At 39.3% G+C, this 19143-nt stretch carries 16 protein-coding genes and 2 pseudogenes; 13 read left to right on the forward strand and 5 right to left on the reverse strand.

Features of this window, described 5'->3' with window-relative positions; all coding sequences use genetic code 11:
* Positions 1–8: 8 nt before the first annotated feature.
* The 5 genes and pseudogenes from AC0L6R_RS22945 to AC0L6R_RS22965 all read right to left on the reverse strand — a co-directional run bounded on the left by AC0L6R_RS22945 (position 9) and on the right by AC0L6R_RS22965 (position 4290).
* Positions 9–1485, reverse strand: a pseudogene (locus AC0L6R_RS22945) (phytoene desaturase family protein).
* A 4-nt stretch (positions 1486–1489) separates the two neighbouring features.
* Positions 1490–2002 (reverse strand): RNA polymerase sigma factor, encoded by a 513-nt coding sequence (locus AC0L6R_RS22950; RefSeq protein ID WP_283412147.1) that lies wholly within the window; start codon positions 2000–2002, stop codon positions 1490–1492.
* A 209-nt stretch (positions 2003–2211) separates the two neighbouring features.
* Positions 2212–3106, reverse strand: a pseudogene (locus AC0L6R_RS22955) (MerR family transcriptional regulator).
* 5 nt (positions 3107–3111) lie between these two features.
* A complete protein-coding gene (locus AC0L6R_RS22960; protein WP_283412145.1) occupies positions 3112–3549 on the reverse strand; it encodes a sterol desaturase family protein in 438 nt (145 codons plus the stop codon).
* 72 nt (positions 3550–3621) lie between these two features.
* Positions 3622–4290, reverse strand: coding sequence for a carotenoid biosynthesis protein (locus AC0L6R_RS22965; RefSeq protein ID WP_283412144.1), 669 nt, complete (start codon positions 4288–4290; stop codon positions 3622–3624).
* Between the two features lie 111 nt (positions 4291–4401).
* Here AC0L6R_RS22965 and AC0L6R_RS22970 point away from each other — a divergent pair, with 111 nt between their 5' ends.
* The 13 genes from AC0L6R_RS22970 to AC0L6R_RS23030 all read left to right on the forward strand — a co-directional run bounded on the left by AC0L6R_RS22970 (position 4402) and on the right by AC0L6R_RS23030 (position 19009).
* Positions 4402–4707, forward strand: coding sequence for a DUF4286 family protein (locus tag AC0L6R_RS22970; protein WP_283412143.1), 306 nt, complete (start codon positions 4402–4404; stop codon positions 4705–4707).
* A gap of 505 nt (positions 4708–5212) precedes the next feature.
* Complete coding sequence (locus AC0L6R_RS22975; RefSeq protein ID WP_473273299.1) at positions 5213–6355, forward strand: DUF4221 family protein; 1143 nt, start codon at positions 5213–5215, stop codon at positions 6353–6355.
* A 5-nt stretch (positions 6356–6360) separates the two neighbouring features.
* The gene (locus AC0L6R_RS22980) at positions 6361–7503 is read left to right on the forward strand and encodes a DUF4221 family protein (RefSeq protein WP_473273300.1); all 1143 of its coding nucleotides are present in this window, start codon (positions 6361–6363) and stop codon (positions 7501–7503) included.
* A gap of 49 nt (positions 7504–7552) precedes the next feature.
* Entirely contained in the window at positions 7553–8647 is a 1095-nt protein-coding gene (locus AC0L6R_RS22985; RefSeq protein ID WP_473273301.1) for a DUF4221 family protein, read from the forward strand.
* Between the two features lie 6 nt (positions 8648–8653).
* On the forward strand, positions 8654–9790 hold the full coding sequence (locus AC0L6R_RS22990) for a DUF4221 family protein (RefSeq protein WP_473273302.1): 1137 nt from the start codon (positions 8654–8656) through the stop codon (positions 9788–9790).
* Between the two features lie 6 nt (positions 9791–9796).
* A complete protein-coding gene (locus AC0L6R_RS22995; RefSeq protein WP_473273303.1) occupies positions 9797–10942 on the forward strand; it encodes a DUF4221 family protein in 1146 nt (381 codons plus the stop codon).
* A 6-nt stretch (positions 10943–10948) separates the two neighbouring features.
* Positions 10949–12067 carry a DUF4221 family protein gene (locus tag AC0L6R_RS23000; RefSeq protein ID WP_473273304.1) on the forward strand — a complete coding sequence of 373 codons (1119 nt, stop codon included), beginning with the start codon at positions 10949–10951 and terminating at the stop codon, positions 12065–12067.
* 4 nt (positions 12068–12071) lie between these two features.
* The gene (locus tag AC0L6R_RS23005; RefSeq protein ID WP_473273305.1) at positions 12072–13199 is read left to right on the forward strand and encodes a DUF4221 family protein; all 1128 of its coding nucleotides are present in this window, start codon (positions 12072–12074) and stop codon (positions 13197–13199) included.
* Positions 13200–13205: 6 nt separating this feature from the next.
* A complete protein-coding gene (locus AC0L6R_RS23010) occupies positions 13206–14354 on the forward strand; it encodes a DUF4221 family protein (protein WP_473273306.1) in 1149 nt (382 codons plus the stop codon).
* Positions 14347–15522 (forward strand): DUF4221 family protein, encoded by a 1176-nt coding sequence (locus tag AC0L6R_RS23015; protein WP_473273307.1) that lies wholly within the window; start codon positions 14347–14349, stop codon positions 15520–15522. The genes AC0L6R_RS23010 and AC0L6R_RS23015 overlap by 8 nt, the downstream gene beginning before the upstream one ends.
* Positions 15515–16633 carry a DUF4221 family protein gene (locus AC0L6R_RS23020; RefSeq protein WP_473273308.1) on the forward strand — a complete coding sequence of 373 codons (1119 nt, stop codon included), beginning with the start codon at positions 15515–15517 and terminating at the stop codon, positions 16631–16633. The genes AC0L6R_RS23015 and AC0L6R_RS23020 overlap by 8 nt, the downstream gene beginning before the upstream one ends.
* The gene (locus AC0L6R_RS23025) at positions 16626–17774 is read left to right on the forward strand and encodes a DUF4221 family protein (protein WP_473273309.1); all 1149 of its coding nucleotides are present in this window, start codon (positions 16626–16628) and stop codon (positions 17772–17774) included. Before AC0L6R_RS23020 ends, AC0L6R_RS23025 begins: the two co-directional genes overlap by 8 nt.
* Before the next feature lie 104 nt (positions 17775–17878).
* The gene (locus AC0L6R_RS23030; protein WP_473273410.1) at positions 17879–19009 is read left to right on the forward strand and encodes a DUF4221 family protein; all 1131 of its coding nucleotides are present in this window, start codon (positions 17879–17881) and stop codon (positions 19007–19009) included.
* Positions 19010–19143: the final 134 nt, after the last annotated feature.

The raw sequence follows: 19143 nt of genomic DNA on the forward strand, positions 1-19143 counted from the left end.
TTAATTAATTACGAATTTTCCCGAATGACCTCTTTTGCAACGACATAGCCGGATATTAAAGACGGAGGAACGCCCGGGCCCGGAACAGTAAGCTGACCAGTGTAAAACAGGTTATTTACTTTTTTGTTTTTAAGTGAAGGTTTTAGAATAGCAGTTTGCTTCAAAGTGTTGGCCAATCCATAAGCATTTCCTTTATAGGCATAATAGTCAGCTTTAAAGTCAGAATGTGCATAAGATCGCTTGTAGATTACATGAGAACGTATTTCCTGACCAGAAATTCTTTCAAGTCGGTCCATGATTATGTGGTAGTACTTTTCTCTAGTCTCTTCAGAATCCTCCAAATCAGGTGCTAACGGAACTAGCAGAAACAAATTCTCCATTCCTTCAGGTGCGACTGTAGAATCAGTTATAGAAGGTACGCATGCATAAAACAAAGGGGCTTCTGGCCATCTTGGATTGGTATAGATTGCATCAGCATGAGGTCCAAGGGGCTCATCGAAAAACAGATTATGATGGCGTAGATTATTTAGTCGCTTATCCACCCCTAGGTAGAACAATAAACTGGAAGGCGCCATTACTCGCTTATCCCAGTATGCTTCACTGTAATTACTGTATTTCGGATTGATCAGATGCTTATCCACATGGTGATAATCCGCACCAGCTATCACCACATCTGCAGATACTACTTCTCCAGATTTCAGTCGTACACCACTTGCAAGCCCATCTACAATTTGTATTTCCTCAACTTCAGCGTTATATCTTAATTTCACCCTTTTTTCTTCTGCCAAGGCTACCATCCCCGCGATGATTTCATGCATTCCTCCTTTCGGATACCAAGTTCCCAAAGCAATATCTGCATAGTTCATTAAGCTGTAGAGGGCAGGAATATTCTCAGCAGTTTCTCCAAGGAATAACACAGGAAATTCCATCAAACGAATGATTTTATCAGATTTGAAAAACTTTCGAACGTGGGAGGACATGGATTGAAAAACATCCATACGCATGATATCTTTTAAAAGCGATAAAGATGTAAATTCTAAAAGGGAACGACTTGGCTTTTTCACCAAATCGTGAATTCCAACCTGATATTTATATTTTGCTTGCGCCAAAAACTCGTCAAGTTGAACTGCTGAACCTGGCTATTTCTTCAAGCTTTGCCTTGAACTCGTCCAAGTTTGCAGGAATATCCAAAACATCATCTTGACCATAAATCACTGCATAGGAAGGGTCAAGACGTATTAAATCATAATAATCGGATGGCTTTTTACCAAAATGAGAAAAATAATCTTCGAAAACATCGGGCATCCAATACCAACTTGGCCCCATATCGAAGGTGAACCCATTACTTGAAAATTTCCTTGCTCTACCTCCTGGAGATTCATTTTTCTCCAGAAGAGTAACCGAGTAATTATTGTCAGCAAGATGGGTTGCAGGAGAAAGACCTGCAAAACCAGATCCTATTACCACCGCATGCTTTTGATTCATCTTTTTAATTTACGTGCTTATAAACTGTTAAGTCCTCTTTTAGGTATTTGCGAGCAATATGAATTCGATTTTTAACAGTTCCAATCGGAATATTCAATCTATCCGCAATTTCGTGATACTTAAAACCTCTATAATATAATAAAAAGGGAGTACTGAAAATTTCGTCCAATCTATCTATTGCCTCATAGATATCATCCATGGCAAAATCTCCATACGCAGAATTCTCAATCAATGCGCCACTTGAATTAATGAAGTGCAGATTATCAGTGGTATCTACGAAAGTAGCCCTTCTCACCATTTTCTGATAATTGGTGATGAAGGTGTTTTTCATGATCGTGTAAAGCCATGCTTTTAGGTTAGTACCTTCAGCGAATTTATCCTGATTCGTGTATGCTTTCACCATTGTATCCTGAAGCAAATCATTTGCATCATCGAGATCCCGTGTCAATTTTAGCGCGAATGGCTTTAATACACCTGAAAGCTGATTTAATGAGTAACTGAATTCAATTGAAGTCATGGTCTTGCCCTTTTTGTTTAAACAAACCTAACATTCGTTAAACAAATATCCAAGCCTTTGTTTAATTATTTTTTCCTTTTGTTAAACAAAAATGATTGCCAAGGCCCTGGAAAAGGTCATAAAATCAACATTACAGGCCATTTTAGCAATATTTGGGCATAAAAAAGTATTCACTAGGAATACTTTTGTTTAACAGTTTTGTGATTTATCTAAACAATCTGTTCTTCCAATTGGACTAAAAAGCGCTTTATCTCTTTAGCATAAGCTAGTACAGAAATGTTGGAAGGAAGAGATAAGGGATGCTCTGTGGCATTCAATCCAGCAACGAAAACCTTTGCCTCCGGAAACTGATTCCCCAGCATATCCACATATTCTTGGGCACTCTTTCTCGCCTGATGGAGAAGTGGTAATCACCGTGAGTAAATAGTCAGGTCGCTGCATATTATAGACCGAAACCAAATCTGCATCTGGAGTATTTTGTCCCAAGTAGATGACCTTATGCCCATGTTTTTTGATCAAATACGAACTGAAAAGAAGGGATATTTCGTGTAACTCACCTTCTGGAAGAAAGAGCATAAAGGTTTTACCGGTATTATTTCCCACTTCTCCATCAATAGCGACGATCAACTTTTGTCTGATCAAATTAGAGATGAAATGTTCTTGAGCAGGAGTAATCGCTCCTGTGAGCCAGAGAATTCCAATTTTGGTTAGGAAAGGATAGACTACTTTTAGAATAGTGTCTTCAAATCCCAATTTGATGATACTGGTGGAGAGGACTTTCTCAAATCTATCCTCATCCATTTCTATCATGCAAATGGTGAGTGCTTGGATCTGGTCATTATGATCTAAGGATTGGTCTGTGAGTCTAATGATTTCTTCACTGACCTCATTACAGGTCATCGCGGCGATTTTGCTGATTTTCATACCATGGGCATTCAGCATCGCGACATTTAAGATACGCTTGAGATCTTCATCGTCATAGTAGCGGATATTCGTATCCGTCCTTTTGGGAGTAACCAAATTATAACGTTGCTCCCAGATCCTAAGCGTATGCGCTTTTATTCCTGACAGTTGCTCTAGATCTTTTATCGAGTAGTTGCTCACCTTTCTTATTTCTTAAAATATTTCTTCGGCACCAAAAACAGCCCAAACGAAACTGCTCCGTCCCTTTTTCTACTGTGATGATGAGCTTGGTGTGCTGCAAATATACCTTTTAAAAAGCCGTTGCGAGGTCGATCGAGCCATTTCAATCTACGATGAATAAGCACATCATGTAGAAAGAAATACAACATACCATATATACTTATCCCTATGCCTAACCAAAACCTATAGTCAAACTCTTCAACTCCAAGGAGAATCAGCGCTACAGCAATGCTTCCAAACAAAAGAGAAAATAAATCATTCAGTTCAAAAAATGAATCTGAATGTTCATGGTGTGTTTTATGAATCGACCACAACGGACCATGCATTAGGAATTTATGAATTGCCCAGCCTGACAATTCCATCAAGACAAAACCTAAAATGCTGAACCCTATCGCTTCAATCATCTTTGTAATAACCTTAGTGGTGAATTTTTGTTTAAGGATCTATCAAAATAAACGGCCACTTTGATAGAAAAATTAAACACCTAATGTGAAATTAAGAATTGTAAAAAAAAGTATCATCGCGGTAAGCATCAATGCCGCTAAGGGATTACCTTTTTCAAAATTGCCTTTTCTATAAATCAAATGAATCAAAAAGGCTACTACAAACCAAGTCAGGTAGTTACTTGTAGGAATAACATCCGATTTCCAATACCAAAAATCCAACGCTACCGCTACAGGCTCCATGATATAATCGACCACAGTCATTGCACCTGCGCCGAGGAAGGCAGCAAACACATCATTGTCTGTAACCTTATAGAATACTGCCCCTGTAAGGTAAACTAGTAAAAACCAGTTGATCCCAATCACTATTGGAACCTGCCACAGCATAGGGCCAAGTGTAGGACCATAGACATAATCTCCGAAAATATAACCGGTATGAATTCCTATGAGTTCTGCTCCAAAACCAATCCAAAAAGCAACGGCTGCGAAAATCGGGAAAGCCTCAGCCCACCCTCGATGAAATCCCAAAACCAACAGCAAGGTAACAATCAGCTGCGCTGGAGTAAGCATCAGAAAATATTCGCGGTATTCTGGCAAACTCAATCCTATAGCACCCACTGCATAGAGCGCCACTATTACTACCTTCGCAATAATCACGCTTTTATTTTGTGCCTCTGGAGGTGCCTTGGCTATTTTGTGCATTTATTAGGGTGCTTTGATGGATGATTATTCACTTTTTCGGGTTTGGATTCCTAACTTTGGAATCTCAAATCTGTTTGCAAAAAAACGAAATTCCTTCCAAAATCCCCTGATATGATTCTTTACAACATCACTTTTACTGTAACCAACGACATCGAAGAGGATTTTGTCCAGTGGATGAGAGGCACTCATATCCCTGATATTTTCGCCACAGGTCTATTCTTAGAACATAAATTCTTCAGGCTGCTCAATAGTCCAGATGACAGTGTAACGAATTATGCTGTCCAGTTTTTTGCTGAAAACACCCGCAAGCTCATTGAATACGAAAGCCGCTTTGCCAATGCACTTCGCTACGAAACACAGGCTAGGTATGGGGAGAAAGCAATGCCTTTCCGCACTTTGATGGAATCGGTGGATTAGGGGAATAGTAGAGAGACACTAGTTTCGCCCCATTGGGGCTATCTTACAAGTCCTACCGAAATACCCCCGGCTTTGCCGAGGGTTATGAAAAGTCACAATCCTTCGGATTTTTTTTGAATAAATTGGGTCATCCAAGAAATTATGAGGTTGCAAATCTTTCTGTGGAAACATCATAATCTGTTTATCTTGAAAACATAAGAACTAATCCTCAGCCAGCTCCGAAGGAGCCAAACCATTCATGACCCTGTACGAAGTGCATTGTAGCTTGCAATGAGTTAGTTAAGTAGCCCTGAAGGGGCGGAACTTTTATTTACAAGGCTTCACTTTACTAAAAAAAGAAACTATACGCTGAAGGCAAATTTAAATCACACATACTTATGGTTTCCAGATCATAAATATCACACCCCATTTTATTGCCATATCCCACTAAATTTTTGATTAATTAACATTTGGGGGTCGGTTTTCATTTACAGTTTTTTTAGTTTTATAGCTAACCCTACTGTAAATGAAGCGACTATTTTTTCCATTAGCACTTATTATTTCATTTTCTTCCTGCGAAACCAAGAACAACTCAGAATCCTCCACCACCACGAGCCTACTTGAAAACTTCTCTTTCTCTGTTGACACTGTAATGGTGGACGTCGGAGATGAACTCTTCATGCCGGGGGCTTATTACAAATTTGAGTTGAGTGAGTCCAGCGATCATGTCTTCACCTATTTTGAGCCTGAGTTTGAAGTTCACGAAATCGACCTGAATGCGATGAAACTTGTGAATCGCCACAAATTTGAAAAAGACGGGCCAAATATGATTCCTATGTATTTAAACTACATGCAGAATCTCAATGAAACTGAACTATTTTTCGCAAATTCTAATCAAGCTGGTGTATTCAAAAAGACTGGAGAAAAAGTAAAATCTATCTCTCTAAAACCAGAAGATTACACTGGCCTTGATCCTGAATTTCCTTATGAGCTGGGAAACTCCATACAAATCAGTCCTGACCAAAAAACAGTATTGACCTTACCTAATCAGAATTTGGGAACAGCAGAAGGTCTTGCAATTCTGAATTTGGAGGATATGAGCGGCAAATTCCTCAAGCTTCCAGCCTTAGAATTGACCAAAAATTTTAGGGTGCTTTTCAAACAAGGAAATGGAGCCATTTCCTCAGGTGAAAATCAGAGACTTTATATAATCAACGGGCATTTTATCATAGATAGCGGTGCTACCTCAGATATCTATTTCTATGATCAAGTCAGCGATTCCTTGCGACTAGTGACCTTTCCTCATCAGCTGGTACCAAAGGCAAAGACAGGAGAATTTCCTCCCGAAGTTGATTCAAATGAAAGACGTAGAGAGGTGATGAATGAGATCCGTAAGCAAATCAGTTTTTCTCAATTTTTCTGGAACGAAAAGCATCAGATTTATTTCAGAATGGGTGAAATGAACAGGGAATTGAATGAAGTAACTAAAACATATTCGTCAGACACTTATCTATTTACCTATGATAAAGATTTTAACCTGACTGGAGAAACCGAAGTCCAGGGTTTGGACTTCATGCCTACTTACGGTTTTGCCAGAGACAACAAACTCTATATGGAGTGGGTAGTCGATGAAAACCCTGCATTTATTGTCTACACCTTTAATTTTTAACCAACATGAAGAAACTATTTCCTGTACTATCTATCATTCTCCTCGCTTCCTGCGGAGACAAAGGCAGTTCTGAAAACACTAATCCGGACAATATTCTTGAAGATCTCACTTACTCCGTGGATACGGTGCTAGTAGATAGTGGTGATAACCTTATCAATTTAAGGAATGGCTTAAACCTAGGAACGGTAAATTCTCAGAAAAACAAGCTTTACATTTTTGACAGAACCAATCAAATTCTTCAAACTATTGATCTGGATAGACTTCAATTAGAGGAATCTACTCAATTTGAAAAGGAAGGTCCAAACGGGACAGGGCAATATGTATCAAGCATTCAATCTCTAAGTGATGACCGACTTCTGATCGTTTCTTATCAAAATAATGGCATTTTTAGTCTGAAGGGAGAAAAGGAAGTTTCAATCAAATTAGAATCTTCGAAAATTGACAGTCTAACTGTCGAATTAGAGCCAAATGCAGCCCAAAATCTTCTGGTAACTCAGAATCGAGAAAAAATATTCGCAATTCCTGGCACTTTTTGGGAGGGGGAAAGACGATTTTTGATGGCCAAAACTCCGGATTTATCTGGAAGAGTAATACCGTTGCCAGAATTAAACCAAATTTCAAAATTCACTATTATATACAATTCAAATGAGGGTTCCACAGCTTATTTGCCTGAGATTGGACTTTCAGAGATTGATGGAAATGTAATCTTGTGGAATTCCGTCACTAGTGGGATTTATATTGTTGATCCCCAAACTGAATCGATTTCAGAGAAATCATTTCCTCATAAACTGGTAGCCGCAAAAAAAGAAGGAGCAGTGAAGCAAAAGGTTAATTCAATGGAGGAGTTTCAGACCGAAATGGGAAAGGTATCCAGTCAGATTCATTTTAATGAATTGTTATGGGATGATTCTCGAGGACAATATTTCCGATTTGGTAATGTTCTGCCGCCAGACAATGGCGGAGCATCCAGTAGAGGTTTGGATATTTTTCTCTTTGCTTACGATAGAAACCTTAATCTAATTGGAGAGCAAAAAATGGTGTCATTAAACTATGTGCCGGACTTTCCCTTTTTCAAAGACGGCAAGCTCTATTCCTATGTCAACGTAGAAGACGAGCTAGGCTTTGCTGTATTCACATTTAATTTTTAAAAACCATGAAAAAGCTACTTACGATTTCCTTGCTAATCCTACTTGCATCATGCGGTGGGAAAGAATCCGAATCCACAGAACAGAAAAATATCCTCGAAAACCTGACCTACTCTGTGGATACGGTGGTGGTGGATCCAGGGAGGAGATCATAGACTTATCTGGAGGATTGAGACTTTCAAGCCTTTCAGATAATAAAAGTAAACTATACCTTTTTACCCAGAAGGAACATCAAGTTGCCATCGTCAATTTAGACCAATTGAAATTAGAGGAATTTCTGCCCTTCGAAGTGGAAGGCCCGAATGGCATAGGTCAATACGTGGGAACTATGCAGAAGCTTGACAGAGAAAGGTTTTTGTTTTCAAGCTTTCAAACTTCAGGTATCTACGATAGAAATGGAGTCAAAACCGAAGATCTCAAGCTCAAGCCTACTGATTTCGAGGGAATAGACTTAGAAGGTGAATCTCCCATGAATAATAACCTCACCTCCTCAGCGGATGGTAAGTTATTATTTTCCCTTCCCGGAAATTTCATGGAAGGATCCAGAGACTTAGCTGTGCTAGACCTAGCAAGCCGCTCAGGAAAAATCATTGATATTCCAGCGATGGACAAAGCTTCAGAATTCAGGATTTTGCTCCAAAGTGACAAAATGATGTCTATCTACATAGAGGAAGTGCGTCTTCAGGAAATAGAAGGATACCTTTTTATCAATACTTCTGTTACCTCGGATATATATAGATATGACTACCAAAGAGACTCCTTGCAACTCATCACTTTTCCTCATCAGCTAGTTCCCTCAGCCAAAACAGGTAGTATCAAAAACAAAGTATCCTCGGAAGATGAGTGGAGAAGCGAAATGGAGAAAGCCTCCAGTCAGATAGGATTTGAGAAATTGCTATGGGACGATAATAGCCAAAGATTTTTCAGATTTGGCAGAAAATTACTCCCAAAAGAAAACGAAGAATCTCCAGCAAAAGCGGAAGTGTATCTCTTCGCTTACGATGCTGAGTTGAAGTTGATTGGAGAAAAATTTCTAGAGGATATTGACCTGATTCCTTCCTCTCCCTTCTTCAAAGATGGCAAGCTCTGGTCTTATGTCAATGTAGAAGACGAGCTCGGCTTCGCAGTATTCACCTTTGATTTTTAAATGATCATGAAAAAGCTGTTAACGATTTCCTTGCTAATCCTACTTGCATCATGTGGCGGCAAAGAATCCGATTCCATAGAACAGAAAAATATCCTGGAAAATCTGACTTATTCACTTGACACGGTGGTGGTGGATTCTGGAGAAGACATGTTTAACCTGAAGTGGGGATTGCGGTGGTTTGAGCGATCAACAGATGGAAAATCACTGATTATACACGACTCGGACCGAAGTCTCTTCCAGGAAATTGATTTGGAAGAAATGACTCTAAAGGAAAATTATCCTTTTGATCAAGATGGTCCAAATGGAACTGGAAGAGTCAATTCATTTCAACTACAACCTGATAAATCTATTCTCATTCCTTCTTTTCAGAATCCTGGAATTTTCAACTTACAAGGCGAACAGATTCGTTCTTTTAATCTAAAACCGAACGAACTGAAAGGAGCAGAAGCGATAAATGGCTTTGCTATCCTTAACCAAATGCGAAGGAACACAGCGACTGAAAAGCTCTACTCCTTACCTGGTGATATTACCACTGGTAAATTTGAGTTTGCGATCACAAATCCTAAATCTCAAACTGTCCAGCTACTTCCTTTGGTGGAAATGGAAAAATCTCAAAAGTTCCGCGTCACTCAGATTGAAGGGGATGGTGGAGCTGCTTTTACGGAGATCTATAATCTTTCCCAATTCAAGGATAATTTCATTATTACCTGTAGTGTTGGCAGTGGGATTTATCTCTATGATACTTCCACGGATAGTTTGACCTATATAGATTTTCCACACAAACTGATTCCCAAAGAGAAATCCGGTGAAATCAAAAATGATGTAAGCTCCTCGCAGGAATGGTATGAGGAATACAGAAAAGTTGTAGGGCAGATTACCTATTGGGGAATGAATTGGGATGAAGCTAGCTCCAAGTTTTATCGATTAGCGAGTCGTTCTCTCCTTGGAGAAAATCGAGGCGATCCGACATCGTATGAGGTATATCTCCTTGTTTATGATGAGCAATTAAACCTGATAGGAGAATCCCGCTTAAAGGATTATAATGAATTCCCTAGAAGCTATTTCTTCAAAGACGGCAAACTTTACTCTTATGTCAATGTCGAAGACGAGCTCGGCTTCGCAGTATTCACCTTTAATTTTTAAGCAACTATGAAAAAACTCTTAACAATATCCCTCATCGCCTTACTTGCCGCTTGTGGCGGCAAAGAATCCGATTCCGTAGAAAAGAAAAACATTCTGGAAAACCTCACCTACTCTGTGGATACGGTGGTGGTGGATCCAGGAGAAGAGATCATAGACCTTTCCCATGGTTCACGGTTTTCTTCCATTTCCTTAGACGAACAAAAATATTTCCATTTTGACTATAAAAAAACAGCCATTAACGAGATTGATTTACAAAAATTAGAATTGACAGATACGTATCAATTCTCAAAAGAAGGCCCAAATTCTATCGGTTTCAATCCTCCCACTATCCAACCTTTGAGTGATGACAGGTTTCTATTTGTTTCCTCTAACATCAATGTCGGAATCTACAACATGAATGGAGAAAAGGAGAAAAGTCTGAAATTCAATTTTAGGGAAATAGAGGGCCTTGACATAGATGAAGAAAGCTTGATCACTTATCAAGCCCATATCTCTCATGACGAAAAGCACCTCTTTGCCTTGACAAATCCTTATAAAACAAGTTCGGATGTAAGATTGATTATTATAGATCCAGAAACAAAGACCGGTAAATCAATTTCACTTCCGAATATGATTTCAACGCTCAAATTTAGGGTAAACCTCAGGTCAGAAAAGACTTATATGGGAAGAAGTGAGGGTATATTTGTGAAAACTTTGAACAAGAAACTTTTTATTTCAAGCAGTGCAAATTCAGACACCTATGTGTATGATTATCTAACTGACTCCTTGAGATTATTTAAATTTCCCCACCAGTTAGTTACACCAAGAAAATCAGGCGAAATTAAAAATGAGGTGTCTGATGAAAATGAGTTCCACGCTGAATCCGCCAAATTCAAATATCAAACAAGCTTTGACAAGTTCTTATGGGATAAGAAGCGACAACAATATTTCCGATTAGGCTACAATTTAATACCACAGGAAACGCCTGAATTGGAAAATGAATCTGAAGTTTTCCTTTTCACCTATGACAAAGACTTAAATCTTCTCGGAGAGACACGACTGGATAATATCGAATCCAGACTGGAATCTCCCTTCTTCAAAGACGGCAAGCTCTACTCCTACGTCAACGTAGAAGACGAGCTAGGATTCGCTGTATTCACTTTTGTTTTTTAAGCAATAATGAGAAAACTACTACCATTTCTCACACTTGCTTTTCTTGCCTCCTGTGAAGGGAAAAAAGTAGAAAATACCGAACCAAGTAATCTCCTCGAAAACCTAACTTATTCAATAGATACGGTGATGGTCGATTCCAAAGGAAAACTTTTTGAATTAAGTTGGGGCCCACGCTCTTCTTCGGTTTCAGAGGACGGAAAATATCTTTTTCTATTCAATTCAAAATTCAACCAGATCCAACAGATCAATTTGGATAAATTGGAATGGGAAAAGGACTTCGACTTTGAAGTCGAAGGGCCGAATGGAATTACTGATGTCGTTTCATTTACACAAACACTTGGGGAAGGAAAATTCCTGATTAACTCTTATCGGAAAATGGGGATTTTTGATGAAGAGGGAGTTAGGCTGAAAGATTACTCTATCTCTTCACTTCCCATTACTTCGGAGTTGGAGGAGCTGGACAATAGTGTTATCCTTTCCAAAGATCAAAAAAGCCTCTTTTCACTTCCAGGGCTTCGGTATTATGAACCCCGAACTTTAGCAAGGATTGATTTGCAGACTTATGAAGTTCAAAATTTTCCCATTAAGGATATGGATTGGATTCTTGACTTGAAGATTGGCACATCCACCCGATATTCATTTGATGAATACATGTATCTGAAGGAACTCAACGATCATATTTTAGTTTTGTCACCTTCCAGCAGTGCATTTTATCGCTATGATTTGAAAACTGATTCCCTTGCCTATCATTCGTTTGCTCATCAACTCACTCCAATAGCAAATGTTATCAAGTTGAAAAATATTATAGAAACAAATGAAGAGTATCGGGAAGAGTTAAGTCGGTATGCTATGGGGATAAAATTTGGTTCACCTATGTGGGATAAAACCCGCTCCATCTATATCCGCATTGGGATAAAACCAACCCAATTGGAGGGTCCATTCCAAATAAATTCAAGCCAGGTTTATATGTATGCCTATGATCGAGAATTCAATTTGATCGGAGAGGTACTATTACCAAGCATTTCAAATTCTCCCCAATCCCCCTTCTTCAAAGACGGCAAGCTCTGGTCCTACGTCAATGTCGAAGACGAGCTCGGCTTCGCAGTATTCACTTTTGATTTTTAAGCAAATGAAAAAGCTTCTTACGATTTCAGTTCTTGCTCTATTTTTAGCCTGTGATGAAAAGCCTAAATCTGAGGAAGTTTCTGTCGTAGAGGAGCCCAAGAATATTCTGGAAAACATGACCTATTCGGTCGATACAGTGATGGTGGATACTGGAGATGAAATTTTAGATTTTTCCTTCGGTTTTAATACCTCTTCATCGCCAGACGGCCGCTTTTTCTACTTCTACAAAAACCTTAAAATCCAGAAAATCGATTTGGATCAACTGAGTTTAATAGGTTCCTTTTCTCTAGAGAAAGATGGCCCAAACAGTCCCGGTCATACCTTTAGTTTTTATGCACTTTCTGATGGTGGCTTCTTTTTCCCAACCTTACATCGACCTTCTATTATTTCTGACCAAGGCCTGAAAATCAAGACTTGGAATCTTGATCAAGACAAATTGGTAGAAGGATTTCCTGTCGAGCCTTTCTCCCTTGGAAATAGAGTAATTCTGGACTCAAAGCGTCTCAACTTGTATTCTTTGCCGATGAATTTTGAAACAAGAGACCATTATTTTGCTGTAATAGACTCACTGGAAAACAGGAAAAAGATGGAAGAGCTCAAAGAGTTTAAATGGGCTAATAAATACTTGGTTAGAAGCGATAGCGAGCAAAAAGGTGAATTTCTACACCTACAACAGTTTGATGAGCTTGTGCTTATATCCTGTACTGTGGGAAATGGCACCTACATCTACAATCCAAGTCTAGACAGCCTTTTTTATAGGGAATTTCCACATGAGCTTGTGCCCTTAGAAAAAACAGGAGAGGTAAAAAACAGGGTGGGGAGCAGAGCCGAGTTTGAGGAAGAAATAAAAAAGCTAAACAAAAAAATCAGCTACTGGAGCTTCATCTGGGATGAAAAGTCTCAGCGCTATTTCAGGTTTGCAAGTAGAGCTATTGGGTTTGATCAAGAAGGCTGGGCAAAGGATTATGAAATATTCTTTATGGCTTATTCCAAAGATTTGGAACTAATCGGTGAGACTCGATTGGAAGGATTATCCAAAACCCCATTTGGCTTTTTCAAAGACGGCAAGCTTTACTCCTACGTAAATGTCGAAGACGAATTGGGATTTGCTGTATTCACTTTTGATTTTTAATAAACTATGAAAAAACTCTTACCATTTTTATCTCTAATTATTCTTGCATCCTGCGGTGAAAAAGACAGCTCCGAATCCACCAAATCTTCCAATCTGGACTTGACGATAGAAATAGACACCGTGCAGGTAGATCCCGGAGCTGATCATTTTATTTATTTGGCTAAGTTTTTACGTTCATCTTCCCTCAGCTCAGATAAGAAAACACTCTATAATTTCAACCCAACCGTTCCCGAATTGGAAGTTATTGACCTAAATGAGTTAAGACTCAAAGAAGTGATAAAGCTGGAGAATGAAGGACCAACAGGAGTTAACGCTGCGAATTCATATATACCTATGGTTCATGTCTCTGACTCCGGCGAACTCTTCCTGAATAATTGGTCTCACATGATTAAACTCAATGCAGCGAAGGATAAGAAAAGTAGGTATTGGTTTTCTTCAGACTCATTGAAAGGAGAATCATTGTCAGAGGTTGAAAAGATATACCCTGAGGGATTTATGTCAGAAGATGGAAAATTCTACTTTAGCAACTATGGAAAGCAGGATAATAGCCACAAAAATGGTCTCGCCATAGTGAATCTCAATTCCAAGGAACTAAAAAAAGTGCCACTGGATATTTTTGAAAAAATCGAACAATTTGAAATTGTATTTAGACCTAATGAGGATTCTAAAACGTCTGTCTCAGAGACAGTTTTTTACCTCCCATTTGAGGACAAAATTCTTATTTCAACTACAGCATATAATGAAATCTATCAAGTAAGCATTTCTGATGGCAGCGTAGAAAAAAAATCATTCCACTCTGAACTTACCGACGATGCCAAGCAAGGTAATTTTCAGAAAACTGCTGGTTCTGATAAAGAGCTAATGGATCTCGCAATGGAAAAAGTAAAAGAGATTCATTTCCTCAAGTTTCATTACGATGATCAAAATGAGAAATTCTGGAGATTTAGTACTTCACTCGATCGCATGATTGGCGATTCAGCCACCTACGATGTTGTGCTTACAATTTTTGACAAAGATCTCACGCAACTTCACGAAGAAAAGGTGGACTATTCTGAAAAGGGTTCACTCACATTCTTCAAAGACGGCATGCTCTACTCCTACATTAATCTAGAAGATGAGCTTGGTTTTGTCAGAATCAAACCTACCTATGAATAAACTTAGACTACTTGCCCCGATTATTCTGGCAGTTTTAGCCAGCTGCGGCACTAAAGACGGTGCTGAAAATACGCAGGTAGAATCAATCTCTTTCAGCTATCAAATCGACACGGTATACATCGATGCCAAGGACGAGTTTCTATTCCTGAATATGGGACTTTACATATCCGATTACGATCCCAAAACTGACCTTTTATACAACCTTAATCCACAAACCAGCCGGATGGAAGTGATCGATATGAAAAAGGGGGAGCTACTAGAAATCATCCAGTACGATCAAGACGGCCCAAATTCCGTCAAAGAAATGTTCACTTCTGGTACCAAAATTACTGATTCTGGAGAGAAGTGGTTTACAGATTATAGATCTATTATTCATCTCAATGCGGCGGGTGAAAAAGTGGGTCAGTTCCGGCTCAGCAACGCAAGTTTTTCGGGCGATACCCTTCCAGACAAAATGGAAATTGACGGCATGGGTAAAATCAACCGCTCAGGGAAATACTTCGTCAGTCACTATGGTGATTATCTTTTGGATGGTGAAGGACTTCAAGGCTTAGCTATCTTAGACCTGGAGCAGCTAAGCAAGCGCTTAATCAAGTTGGACGTATTTCAATCGCTCGAGAAGTACGAATTATCTTCACCAGACGGCGAGCGGGCTGGCGCGAGGGCTGGAGAACGGAGTTTTATAACACTTACAGAAACTGAAATTCTACATTCCAATTCAGCACATAATCGACTCTTAAGTCTAAACTTGGAATCTGGAGAGTATCGTGAAATTAAACTTGCCAGTGAATTTTTGCCTGATGAAAAGCCGGGGCTGTATCCTAAAAAGGCAAATTCATTGGAGCAGTTTGATGAATTTCATACCCTGAAGAAGCAGGAAGTGACTTTTGGTCCTTGGAGTCATGATGATGAGCGAGGATACTTCTGGAGAATCAGTCGGGAGAGAAATGGGGGAAGCGTTGCCGACCCTATCTTTTCTTTTTTTATAACTGTACTGGACAGTGACCTGAACCAGATAGCTGAAACTGAATTAGATGAGGGAGATGCATTGCCTTTTGAAGGACTTCCTTCCCTTAGTTTTTTCAGAAAAGGAGATCTATATATGTTTTTAAATTTAGAAGACGAACTGGCCTTTGTGAGGCTCAAACCAAATTTTAAAGATGAATAGGGTTATACTTTTACTGATACTCCTTGCTTCTGCAAGCTGCTCTTCAGAAAAAAAAGCTGATGGGGAAAACAAGAACTTCCAGTTTTCTTATGAGCTGGACACAGTTTACATCGACTCTAAGGGGGAATTTTTGTTTTTGAACAGAGGATTGGCAGGTTCCACCCTCACCAATGAAGACAAGCTCTACACATTCAACCATCCTAAATACCGAATAGATATTATAGACTTGGATACAAGAGAGTTGATCGATACTATCAAGTTTGAGAAAGAAGGCCCCACAGGTATAGGAACCTTCGGGGTAGACATGATCAATATAACCGATTCAGGTGAATTGTTCTTTTCCTCTTTCACAGGTCTGAGACATATAGATGCTAATGGGGTTCTGAAAAGATCCTTGAATTGGGATGGCGATGAGCGTATCCAGGAGCAGTTGGGAACGGGTGAGCTGATTAGTTTTGATGGAATCATTTCATCTGACGGCTCTAAATTCTATGGCACCTATTCCGGTAAAGGCAGGGGAGGATCCAGCATGGCAGATGGGTTGGCAATTATAGATTTGAATACATTCGAATTGAAATTAATCGAAGTTCCCAAACTAGCTGCGCTGGAGGAATTTACCATAACAGCGGAAATAGATGGTATGATGCCAATGACTAAAGGGGACAATTTCAGCCTTTTGCTAAACGATTCTAAAATTATCATTTCTCAGAATTCAATCAATAGTGTATCTGTTTACGATATTGAAAAGGACAGCCTGCTAACCTACGACTTCCAAACTGATCTTTTGCCTGACCAAAAGCCGGGGAAATTTGAAAGAAAAGTAGCCACCATGGAGGGATATGAAGAGTCCGCAAGAGCTCGGGCCAAAGAGCCTGATTTTGGAAAATTCATGGTTGACTTCGAACGTCAATTGTATTACAGGATCAGTTTTCACGATCAAAAAGGTATTCTTTCCATTTTCGATACAGACTTTAATCTGATCCATGAAGAAGCAGGCCTAGGAGATTATCATGGATTCAAATTCATCCGGGACGGTAAAATCTACCGCTTCATCAATAGCAATGACGAAATGGCTTTTGAAGTCTTAACACCAAACATTAACTATGAATAAATTCAACTGTTTAATTCTCGCAATCTTAGTCGCCAGCTGCTCTTCGGAGAAAAAATCTGAACACACGGCAGATGAGGACTTTGATTTCAGCTACACAGTAGACACAGTCATAGTGGATGCCGGGGAGCATTTCTTTTTCCTCAATTGGGAATTGAGTTTATCTGATGTCTCCCCAGACCGGAAATACCTGTATAATCTTAATCCTCAATCGCTCCTGCTTGAGATTGTAAACTTGGACGACCTCAAATTAGAGAAGACAGTCCAATTGGAAAAAGAAGGTCCTGATGGAATTGGGCTCCCTTATTATGGGAAAATTCAGGTATTGGAAAATGGTAACATCGCTTTGTTTGGTCAGTTTAAAATCCACCTCGTCTCTGAGCAAGGGAAACTGGTCAATACCATTGAATTTGATCAAATCAAAATTCAAAATAATGATCAAAAAGAGGAAGAGAAAATTGGCTGGACCAGCGTACTTTCCGATGACGGCAAATTACTCGCGAGCACTTTAGTCAACTTTGATTACAAAACTCCAGCACAAGGAATTGTTGTGATTGATTTAGCTTCGGGCTTGAATAAATATGTTTCAATGGACTTATTCCAAGAGCTAAAGCAATTTGAAATCATGCATCAAGAAGGCAATGCCCCGGGTATTAGTATTGGCGAATATTCATACTTGAGTTTCATTGATCATAATCTGATTATTTCATCTTCGGCGTACAACGAAGTGTATACTTATGATGTCAACATGGACAGCCTTGATCACTTCAGTTTTAGCGCAAGCCTTACAGCCAACGAAAAAAAAGCAAATTACCCTAATGAGGTACACTCAAATAAAGAATGGGCGGATGCTGAGAAAGCAAAAAACGAACAAGTTTCTTTTGAAGAATTTTTGAAATTACCTGAGCAAAATAGTTTCTGGAGACTGAGTATAGACAAAGACCGCATGATTGCGGATTCTGTTGTTTTCAAGCAGGTAGTCACCTTTTTTGATGCTGATTTTAAGATGCTCAAAGAGCAAGAACTTGAAGAGTTTTATAATTTCAGAAAACCATTCTTTAAGGACGGTATGCTCTATAGTTTTCTCAATATCGAAGACGAAATGGCTTTTATCAGACTGAAACCAACTTTTATGGAGAAGTAAGAATAAATGAAACGTACCAATAAATTGGCTTTCTGGATTTTTGACTTTAATTTTTAAGGAATGAAGCAAATCTCTGTTCTGCTACTGTTAATCATGCTTGCCTCCTGCGAGGAAAAACCTGTAGAAGTACAGCTTCCTGTAGCCAATGTTTCTCCTGTGGGTTTAATTATGTCCTCGATACCGTTTTCATAGACGCAGGAGAGGAGCAGATTTATCTGGAAATGGATCTTAGCATGTCGGATTATTCGGCGAGAGAAGGTGTACTATATAACCTAACTCCAGAAAGCGCCAGAGTAGAAGTTATCAACATGGAGACTTTGAAACTCGACAGTATAATCAACTATAAGATCAATGGACCCAACAGTGTCAAGCAATATTTCCCCTTTGGCCTCAAGAAAACCTTATTTGGCAATACATTTTTTAAAGAATACAAAGTAATCCACAAGCTCAATTCGGAGGGTAAGAAGATAGACAGCTACGAACTCATCAACAGAGAACTATCGGGAGATCGCTTGCCTTTTGACACTGAGATCGATGGACTAGGAGAAATCGCTACGGACGGCTCCTATTTAGCAAGCTTCTATGGTAATTTCAAAATTGGGGGGAACGTACTGGGGATAGCTAAAGTCAGTCTTGTGGATAGGTCTTTAAAGCTTATTCCAATTGACTTTTGGGATCAATTGAAGCAATATACCATCACAGTAGATTATGATATCGGTAAGAGAAATAGTTCGCCCGAATTGAAATACTTGCTTCTGAATGGACCGGATATCATTTTGTCCACCTCTGCCAGCATTGAATTATGGTATTATGATGCAGAAAGCGGCACGGTCACCAATAAAACATACCACAGCCAAATCACTTCGGATAAGAAATCTGGTAACTACAGACAAGACATTACCAATCAACGCCTCTTTATGTATTGGGTAAACCGCAAGAATGATGAGGTAACCTTTGGGCCGTTACTCAAGGATCAAAATGCCCAGCGCTTCTATCGCTACAGCCGAGAACTGGACAAGAGCAATCCACAGAGACCTAAGTATATCTACGTGTTGACAGTTTTTGATGAGACTCTAGAGCAAATCCATGAGCAAAAGCTTCAAAATTACATTCCGATTATTGGCAAATACTTCGAAGAAAAAACATTTATTCACAACGGCTCTATCTATTCCTATTTGAAAAAAGAGAATCAGCTGGCCTTTATCCGATTAAAGCCAAGCTTCGAAAATGACTAATGCCGAGCCTCGCCGCCGATGTTCGTGTATTTAAAGATGCCACACCCGTGGTCTGTGTCCTCACAGGCCCGACCTAAAAAAAAATAAAATCAGTAGCTCAAAACCGCCTCTTTTCGTTTCTCCCCCAACATCAA

This window comes from Algoriphagus sp. 10J20-15 (assembly GCF_055809615.1).

Coding starts and splice junctions, on each gene's coding strand:
- AC0L6R_RS22950 (WP_283412147.1), bottom strand. CDS start 2,002: ATGACTTCAATTGAATTCAGTTACTCATTAAATCAGCTTTCAGGTGTA.
- AC0L6R_RS22960 (WP_283412145.1), bottom strand. CDS start 3,549: ATGATTGAAGCGATAGGGTTCAGCATTTTAGGTTTTGTCTTGATGGAA.
- AC0L6R_RS22965 (WP_283412144.1), bottom strand. CDS start 4,290: ATGCACAAAATAGCCAAGGCACCTCCAGAGGCACAAAATAAAAGCGTG.
- AC0L6R_RS22970 (WP_283412143.1), top strand. CDS start 4,402: ATGATTCTTTACAACATCACTTTTACTGTAACCAACGACATCGAAGAG.
- AC0L6R_RS22975 (WP_473273299.1), top strand. CDS start 5,213: ATGAAGCGACTATTTTTTCCATTAGCACTTATTATTTCATTTTCTTCC.
- AC0L6R_RS22980 (WP_473273300.1), top strand. CDS start 6,361: ATGAAGAAACTATTTCCTGTACTATCTATCATTCTCCTCGCTTCCTGC.
- AC0L6R_RS22985 (WP_473273301.1), top strand. CDS start 7,553: ATGCGGTGGGAAAGAATCCGAATCCACAGAACAGAAAAATATCCTCGA.
- AC0L6R_RS22990 (WP_473273302.1), top strand. CDS start 8,654: ATGAAAAAGCTGTTAACGATTTCCTTGCTAATCCTACTTGCATCATGT.
- AC0L6R_RS22995 (WP_473273303.1), top strand. CDS start 9,797: ATGAAAAAACTCTTAACAATATCCCTCATCGCCTTACTTGCCGCTTGT.
- AC0L6R_RS23000 (WP_473273304.1), top strand. CDS start 10,949: ATGAGAAAACTACTACCATTTCTCACACTTGCTTTTCTTGCCTCCTGT.
- AC0L6R_RS23005 (WP_473273305.1), top strand. CDS start 12,072: ATGAAAAAGCTTCTTACGATTTCAGTTCTTGCTCTATTTTTAGCCTGT.
- AC0L6R_RS23010 (WP_473273306.1), top strand. CDS start 13,206: ATGAAAAAACTCTTACCATTTTTATCTCTAATTATTCTTGCATCCTGC.
- AC0L6R_RS23015 (WP_473273307.1), top strand. CDS start 14,347: ATGAATAAACTTAGACTACTTGCCCCGATTATTCTGGCAGTTTTAGCC.
- AC0L6R_RS23020 (WP_473273308.1), top strand. CDS start 15,515: ATGAATAGGGTTATACTTTTACTGATACTCCTTGCTTCTGCAAGCTGC.
- AC0L6R_RS23025 (WP_473273309.1), top strand. CDS start 16,626: ATGAATAAATTCAACTGTTTAATTCTCGCAATCTTAGTCGCCAGCTGC.